General features: G+C 58.4%; 8 protein-coding genes and 1 pseudogene. 3 read left to right on the top strand and 6 right to left on the bottom strand.

Features of this window, described 5'->3' with window-relative positions; all coding sequences use genetic code 11:
- The 3 genes and pseudogenes from QZ869_RS05585 to QZ869_RS05575 form a co-directional block, all read left to right on the top strand.
- Positions 1-191, top strand: a pseudogene (locus QZ869_RS05585) (mannitol dehydrogenase family protein); the annotation flags it as partial.
- Between the two features lie 4 nt (positions 192-195).
- Positions 196-900 (top strand): HAD family hydrolase, encoded by a 705-nt coding sequence (locus QZ869_RS05580; protein WP_296103118.1) that lies wholly within the window; start codon positions 196-198, stop codon positions 898-900.
- A 68-nt stretch (positions 901-968) separates the two neighbouring features.
- Positions 969-2,543: an FGGY-family carbohydrate kinase gene (locus tag QZ869_RS05575; protein WP_296103115.1), complete on the top strand. Its 1,575-nt coding sequence runs from the start codon at positions 969-971 to the stop codon at positions 2,541-2,543.
- Positions 2,544-2,551: 8 nt separating this feature from the next.
- On the opposite strand, the gene QZ869_RS05570 is transcribed toward QZ869_RS05575, so the two are convergent.
- From QZ869_RS05570 to QZ869_RS05545, 6 genes are all read right to left on the bottom strand, one after another.
- Entirely contained in the window at positions 2,552-2,740 is a 189-nt protein-coding gene (locus QZ869_RS05570) for a hypothetical protein (protein ID WP_296103114.1), read from the bottom strand.
- 232 nt (positions 2,741-2,972) lie between these two features.
- Positions 2,973-4,082, bottom strand: coding sequence for an aminotransferase class V-fold PLP-dependent enzyme (locus tag QZ869_RS05565; protein WP_296103112.1), 1,110 nt, complete (start codon positions 4,080-4,082; stop codon positions 2,973-2,975).
- Positions 4,075-4,863, bottom strand: a complete 789-nt coding sequence (locus QZ869_RS05560; RefSeq protein WP_296085842.1) for an ABC transporter ATP-binding protein — start codon at positions 4,861-4,863, stop codon at positions 4,075-4,077. Before QZ869_RS05560 ends, QZ869_RS05565 begins: the two co-directional genes overlap by 8 nt.
- On the bottom strand, positions 4,863-5,669 hold the full coding sequence (locus tag QZ869_RS05555) for an ABC transporter ATP-binding protein (protein ID WP_296103111.1): 807 nt from the start codon (positions 5,667-5,669) through the stop codon (positions 4,863-4,865). The genes QZ869_RS05560 and QZ869_RS05555 overlap by 1 nt, the downstream gene beginning before the upstream one ends.
- The gene (locus tag QZ869_RS05550) at positions 5,666-6,496 is read right to left on the bottom strand and encodes an ABC transporter permease (RefSeq protein WP_296103110.1); all 831 of its coding nucleotides are present in this window, start codon (positions 6,494-6,496) and stop codon (positions 5,666-5,668) included. Before QZ869_RS05550 ends, QZ869_RS05555 begins: the two co-directional genes overlap by 4 nt.
- Positions 6,493-7,449, bottom strand: coding sequence for an ABC transporter permease (locus tag QZ869_RS05545; protein ID WP_296103128.1), 957 nt, complete (start codon positions 7,447-7,449; stop codon positions 6,493-6,495). The genes QZ869_RS05550 and QZ869_RS05545 overlap by 4 nt, the downstream gene beginning before the upstream one ends.
- Positions 7,450-7,455: the final 6 nt, after the last annotated feature.

Raw genomic sequence — 7,455 nt, 5'->3', positions numbered from 1 at the left:
GCCTGCAGGCGGCCGCGATCAAGGCAAAGGACGATCCCATGGCCTTCCTCGCACTCAGCGATATTTTTGGCGACGTCGCAAACTCAGACCTCTTCCGCACCCGCTTCGCCCATGCTCTAAACACATTGTGGGAAAAGGGTACCGCAAAGACGCTCGAACTCTATCTGGACGATAAACTTATCGAAAGCTGACATCATGCCTACCGAAACCGGCCCCTTGGTGATTTTCGACTGCGATGGCGTGCTTGTCGACAGCGAGCCGGTTTCTGTCGCAGTGCTGATCGACATGCTGGCACGTCTCGGTGTCCAGATGACTGAGGAAGAGGCCTATCAGCGATTTCTCGGTCGCAGCCTTGCCAATATGACGGCAACGCTTTGGGAGGAATATGGTATCGAGACCGATATCGATTTTCTCGAACACATGCGAAGCGCCCTTTTCGAACGCTTTCGCCTGGAATTGAAGGCGATTGACGGCATTGCCGAAACGCTGGACCGGCTCAACGTGCCTCGTTGTGTAGCGTCCTCAAGTCAGCCGGAACGCATCCGCTATTCTCTGGGCCTTACGGGTCTGATCGAGAAATTCGAGCCCCATATTTTCAGCGCCACCATGGTGAAGAACGGCAAACCGGCGCCGGATCTCTTCCTGCACGCCGCGCAAGAGATGGGTGCGGAGCCGGCCAATTGCATCGTTATCGAAGATAGCCCGGCTGGCATTGCCGCGGCTAAGGCGGCGGGCATGTGCGTTTTCGCTTTTACAGGCGGCTCTCACGCACGCTTCCCCGCGTTCCGTCAACAGATCGCAGCACTTGAGCCCGATCTCGTGTTTGACGCCATGCCGGATTTGGTTCACCTTGTGCGCGACCGAAAGGGCCGCCAGGGCTCAAGAGCAGAGGCTGGTTGACGTGCAGATAACGACACGGAACGCTTCTCTCCCGGTTTTCGGTAAAACAGGGATGGGAAACTAGCTTTATGCGCCAATATCTCGTTGCGGTCGATGTCGGAACAGGCAGCGCGCGCGCCGGGGTGTTCGATCGTCATGGCACAATGCTGTCCCGTGCGACCCATCCCATCCTTATGCAGAAACCGAAGGAAAACCACGCCGAGCACGATTCCGAGGACATATGGAGGGCCGTGTGTTTTTCGGTGCGGTCTTCCATGGCTGAGGCAGCGATTGGCCCTGCAAGTGTGGCCGGTATTGGTTTTGATGCAACATGTTCGCTTGTTGCGCGCGGCAAATCCGGCGAGCAAGTGTCGGTCTCAACCACGAGCGAGGACCGCTTCGACACCGTGGTCTGGCTCGATCATCGCGCCATTGCCGAGGCGGATTTTCTGACAGCGTCGGGTCACCCGGTTCTGGATTTCGTCGGAGGATCGATATCCCCCGAAATGCAGATGCCGAAACTGATGTGGCTGAAGAAACACCTGCCTGAAAGCTGGTCGAAAGCGGCCTATTTCTTCGATCTTGCCGACTTCCTTACTTGGAGGGCAAGCGGCAGTGCGGCGCGCTCCAACTGCACACTGACGGCAAAATGGAATTTCCTGGCGCATGAGCAAGAAGGCTGGTGTCAGGATTATCTTGGCCTTGCAGGTCTCGGGGATCTGAAAGAGCGGGCTTCGCTCCCTTCAAGCCCCGTCGCGCCTGGTCAAGCCGTTGGTGTTCTGTCGGCCAGGGCTGCCGATGAATTGGGGTTGGATACTGAGTGCCATGTCGCAACCGGCATGATCGACGCCTATGCGGGCGCCCTGGGTGCGCTCGGCGGTAGTCTCGGCAACCATGTGGAAAACAATGTTGCGCTAATAGCCGGCACATCGAGTTGTCTCGTCGCTCTCACGCCCAAACGCATGCATGGTCGCAGTCTGTGGGGGCCTTACTGGCAGGCCGTTCTGCCCGATCACTGGCTGGTCGAGGGCGGGCAGTCGGCAACGGGTGCTTTGCTCGACCATATCGTGCGCATGCATGCTGCGGGCGGCGAGCCGGATGCGGCGCTTCACCGTCGCATCGTCGACCGAGTCATGGCGTTACGGGCCACAAAGGGCGACGGGTTTGCCCACCGTCTGCATGTCCTGCCGGATTTTCATGGCAACAGATCGCCTTTCGCGGATCCACATGCTCGGGGCGTGATCAGTGGCCTCACTCTCGATACGTCTTTTAATAGCCTCTGCGCCCTATACTGGCGTACCGCCGTGTCGATCGCGCTCGGAACGCGCCACGTTCTGGAGGCGATGGAGAGTTTCGGATATCGTATCGCCACGCTTCACCTAGCGGGCGGGCATGTTCGTAATCCACTATTGATGGAGCTCTATGCTGACACGACGGGTAAGCACGTCGTCGTGCCGCAGACCAGCGATGCCGTGCTTCTCGGAACAGCCATGACCGCCGCGGTAGCGGGTGGCGTATATACGAGTTTGTCTGAAGCTGGCGCTGCCATGTATCCCGGTTATGAGGAGCGCCACCCGGATGGGACGCGCGCATCCGCCTATGAGCGCGATTACAGAAAATTCCTCGCAATGCATCGGCATCGCGAGGAACTGGATCGTCTCTGAGCGACGCTTCAGATCACCGGATAGAGCGACCAGAAAAACAGATCATGTTCCTGATCGCGATCACGCTGTTCAGCCTCGTCACGAACGGTGTGATCTTTTCTCGATCCGCTCTCGCTTTTGAGCTTTTCTTCCTGCGCCCGACGGCCGAGGCCGAAGAGATCGAAGGAAAGCATGTTGTAGCCTGCAACCATTTTCATTCCTCCAGTCACCGAACTTAACAATGTGTAAAGTTTCGCGTTTTGCCACGATTTCGTCAAGATTGCTGGAGGGATTCCTATATTAGAGCTGTGGACGGGAGAGAAAGATCCTTCCATTTGCAGCGTTACAGCTAGGGATTTTTTCTCGGGAGCATCAGCTGCCCCGCAGAGTCGGACCGCGTTATACGCCGATGAACGCGGCTTTTTGCTTGTCCATCGGGCCGCCCGGGGTCTATTGCTTGGCGGCAGAAGAGTAGGTCTCATCTACCACCTCGATTGCCTTATCCACTTTGTTTGAATGTCCGTGGTGGCGCAGTGCGTGGGCGAGGGCTTTGATATTGGCCAGCACGGGCTCTTTGTTGGCGCGCAGTCCCGTATGGTTGAGGCGGATCAGATAGTCTGTTCCGGGGCCGACAGCGGCTAAGATATCGGACCCATCGATTTTTGCCTGAGAGACGAGATCGGCGCGCTGGACAGCTACCGGGAGCTTGACTGCTGTGACGAGTGCAGAGGCTTCTTCGTCCGGCACCCAGAGCTCAACGCCGAGTGCGGTGAGAGCTCTTCGCGTTGCCGTTGCAGCCAGCCGATGTCGCTTCTGGCTGACGTCTATGCTTTCCGCCTCCACACGATCCAATGCAGCTTCGAGCGCAAAAAATTCAAGCGGTGCGGGCGTACCAGGCAAAATCCCTCTGCCGGTATCGAGCCATTGTTCTTTTTGATCGAGAAGCGAGAGCATCGAACCGCGTGGCGCGTTGCCATGGTTCAGCATGGCCCAGGCGCGGTCGCTGACTGAAATTGCCGAAAGGCCTGCCGGCCCAGCCAACGATTTTTGCGGACCGATCACGGCGATGTCGATGTGATCCTTGTCCACATCGAGACTATGCCCGCCAATCGATGCAACTGCGTCCACGACGGCAAGCACGCCTTTTTCTCTGGCGAGCCGGACAATTTCTTCCAATGGGTTGAGAATGCCGCTGGCGGATTCGGCGTGAACGAGAGACAGCACGGCAATGTCGGGGTGTTGATTAAGCTCGCTCCAAACAGCGTCTACCGTGATTGGACGCCCAGCTTCGGCCACGAGGTTGACGACCTCACTGCCACCGCGCTTCAGCCAGTCCCCGAACCATGCGCCGTAGGGGCTGGTAATGATGTTGAGCGCTTTCAGTCGCGGCTGGGCCAGGCTGGTCGCCACCGCTTCCAGCGCGAGAACGGCTTCGGCCTGAATGAGGAGCACGTCGTTTTGCGTCTTCATCAATGCGGCCAGCCTGTCCGCGAGCTTTGCATAACGCTCTTGTGGGAAAGCTGGGACATCGAGCAGGTGGCTCCAGTTGCGGTCAGACATGGTTCTTGTCCTGAAGTCGAAGTGTGGGAACGGCGGCAATCAATCGCTTGGCAGTGTCCGATTGCGGGCTGGAGATAATGCGGCCTGTCTGGCCATATTCGACAATCCGTCCGCTCTCCATGATCGCGACGCGATGGCAAACAGCGCGAATGACGGCCAGATCATGCGAAACGAAAAGGCAGGAGAGGCCGGTCTCGGATTGAAGCGACACAAGTAGTTCCAAAATTTGAGCGCGAATGGAGATATCCAGCGCCGAAACCGCCTCGTCCATCACGAGCAAGGACGGGCGGCAGGCGATCGCACGCGCAATCGCAACACGTTGCCGCTGGCCCCCCGAAAGATGAAGTACGGGACGTTTGGCCACGTCCGGGCTGAGACCGACGCGTTCCAGCAGCCGGGTGATTTCGTAAGGTCTTTGACCGCTCGCCACAATGCGGTGGATGCGCAGCGGATCGCCAATTGCATCTTCCACCGTGGCGCGCGGATTGAAGGCGCCATGGGTATCTTGAAACACCATCTGCAGGCGGCGGCGAGCGGCTCTCAGTTCACGGCCTCTCAGGTTCAGCCAGTCCTGGTCCTCAAAGCGCACTTGGCCACTATCCGCCGGAGAGAGCCGCATGATGATCCGTGCGAGAGTAGATTTTCCGCAGCCTGATGGACCCGCAAGTCCAAGTGTTTCGCCCCGTTCCAGCGTGAAGGAAACATCGGCCAGCGCCTGCACTGCTCGGCCTTCCCATTCATATCGCTTCGAAAGATGGCTGACTGAGAAGAACGGGGTCATCAGCCTGCAGTCCCGATGAGCGGCGGAGTGGTAAGGTCAAGATGAGAAGACAATAGACGTCTGGTGTAGACGCTTCCCGGATTGGGAAGCACGTCATATACTTTGCCGGCTTCCACCAAGTGGCCCGATTTGAACACGGTGATATCATCTGCGAGGTTGGAAGCGAGCGCAATGTCATGCGTGATGAAGATCAGCGTCATACCGTTGGTTTGAACCAGTCTGTCCAGCAGACTTGCGATGGCCGCCTGGGTTATCGTGTCGAGCGCGCTTGTGGCTTCATCCGCAATCAGGATTTTGGGGTTAGCGGAAATGGCAGCGGCGATGGCAACTCGTTGCCGCTGACCTCCGGAAATCTGATGCGGGTAGGTCGAGAGCAGCGCCTCCGCATGGGTTAGTTGTACCTCTGCGAGCAGATCGCGTGCATGATTTAGCGCCTGTCTGCGTGTCAGGCCGAGATGGCGTATGGCCGCTTCACACACCTGCTCGCCAATCGTCAGGATAGGATTGAGGCTAGCGCCGGGATCCTGAAATACATAGGCGATATCGCGTCCAGGTGCCGGAAAAGACCCGTGTTTCGTCCTCACCTTCGCATCATTCCAGATCAATTCGCCGGTCGTTCTGGCGCCAGCTGGCAGCAGCCCTGCAATGCAGCGTGCCAGCGTGCTTTTGCCCGAGCCGCTTTCGCCGATGATGGCGAGCCGGCGTTTTTCTTCAAGGGTAAGCGACACATCGCTCAAGGCGGGTCCGGACGCGCCGCGATAGGTGACGCCCAACCCCTTGATCGTAAGAAGTAGCAATGGGCTCATTGCACACCTTTTTGGAATGCGAGCGCCTTGTTGATGCCCTCGCCGAGCAGATAGACCCCGAGAACCGTGGCAAGCAGAGCGACACCCGGAATAATTGAGAGGTAAGCAGCAGAGCGAAGCACGTTTCTTCCTTCCGCGATCATTCCACCCCAGGTGACGATATTCGGATCGCCAAGACCAAGGAAGGAAAGCGCTGCTTCCGTCAGAATGGCTGCTGCAACGATGATCGCGGCAAGTGCCATGACGGGCGGCACTGCATTTGGCAGGATTTGTCGAAAGGCGATTTCCATTGGATGCATGCCGATGGTCCGAGCGGCTGCGACATAATCCCGCTCGCGAATTGACAGCACCTGCGCGCGCGTCAACCGCGCGGGATCGGCCCAAGCGCCGAGTGCAATGGCCATCACGACAATCGGCAGGGACGGGCCTACGGTGCTGACAAAGGCAAGCGCGAGAAGAAAACTCGGAACGATCTGGAAGGCATCGGCGATCCGCATCAGTGCTTCGTCGACAATGCCTCCAGCAAAGCCCGCTATCGTGCCCATGAACGTGCCGATCAGAAGCGCCGCTGCTGCAGCGGAAAGACCGACGAGAAACGAACTGCGCACGGCATGGAAGAGACAGGCAAGAACATCGCGGCCGAGCGTATCGGTGCCGAGCGGCAGGGCACGGTCGGTAAAGGGCGGGATCAGTGGTGCCGCGACGATGGAAAGCGGATCGTTGGGGAAGACAAAAGGCGCCGAAATGCCAGCGAACGTCACTGTGAGAAGGATCACGAGGCCGGCCACACCTTCTGGACTGCGAGATACCCGGCGAAGAATGGTCACGCCGCTTTCTCCCCCGTACCGATACGCGGATCGAGAAATGCGTAAAGCAAATCGACGATCAGGTTGACGAGGATGACGAAAACGGCGCTGACTAGGATGATGCCCATCAACAATGGCGTGTCACGCCCGGCGACCGCCTCTTGCGCCAGTCTCCCGAAGCCAGGGATTGCAAAGACGCTCTCGATGACGACGGAACCACCGAGCATGGTAGCCGATTGGAGACCGAGCACGGTGAGAAGAGGAAGTGCGGCATTGCGCGCAACGTGGCGCAGCACCACCCGGCAACGTGACAGCCCTTTCGACTGAGCGAAGGCGACGAAATCCGTATGCCAGAGGTCCCCCATGGCGCTACGCATCACGCGCAGGAAGAGGGCTAGGTAGATAAGGCCAAGGCTTGCAACTGGAAGGACGAGATGGCGCATGATGTCGAGTGCCCGCGCAAAACCCTCTTTGCCAGAGGCTATGGTTTCCAGACCCGAGGTCGGGAGCCAGCGGAGCTTGACGGCGAAAACGAGCACGAGGACGAGGCCGAGCCAGAAGCCCGGAACGGCGTAAATTGCCAGCGATACAGAAGACAGTGCCCGATCCAGGAGGCTTCCGGGCCTTGAGCCAGCGGCAATCCCCAGTGTCGTGCCGAGGATGAAAGACAGCAGCGTTGCACTACCCATCAATAGCAGAGTGTTCGGTAGACGCTCCAAGATCAGCGAAAGGACGGGCCGATCGAAGGCGACCGACCAGCCGAGGTCCAGCCGGACGATCGATGTGACGTAGAGCCACAGTCGCCAGAGGACCGATTGGTCCAACCCGTATTGTGTACGCAGAGTATCGCGAAGGCTTGCATCCCCGCCGCCTATGGAGACGAGATAGGCGTCAACGGCATCACCCGACGCATTCTCCAAAAGCAGAAACGTAAAGATCAGCACGATGACCAGCACTGGTACGGCGCTGATCATTCTGCG

This window comes from uncultured Agrobacterium sp., from assembly GCF_913777885.1.
Taxonomy (GTDB): domain Bacteria; phylum Pseudomonadota; class Alphaproteobacteria; order Rhizobiales; family Rhizobiaceae; genus Agrobacterium.
The sequence above is the reverse complement of the archived record's forward strand: the minus strand, read 5'-3'. Positions and strand labels throughout refer to the sequence as shown.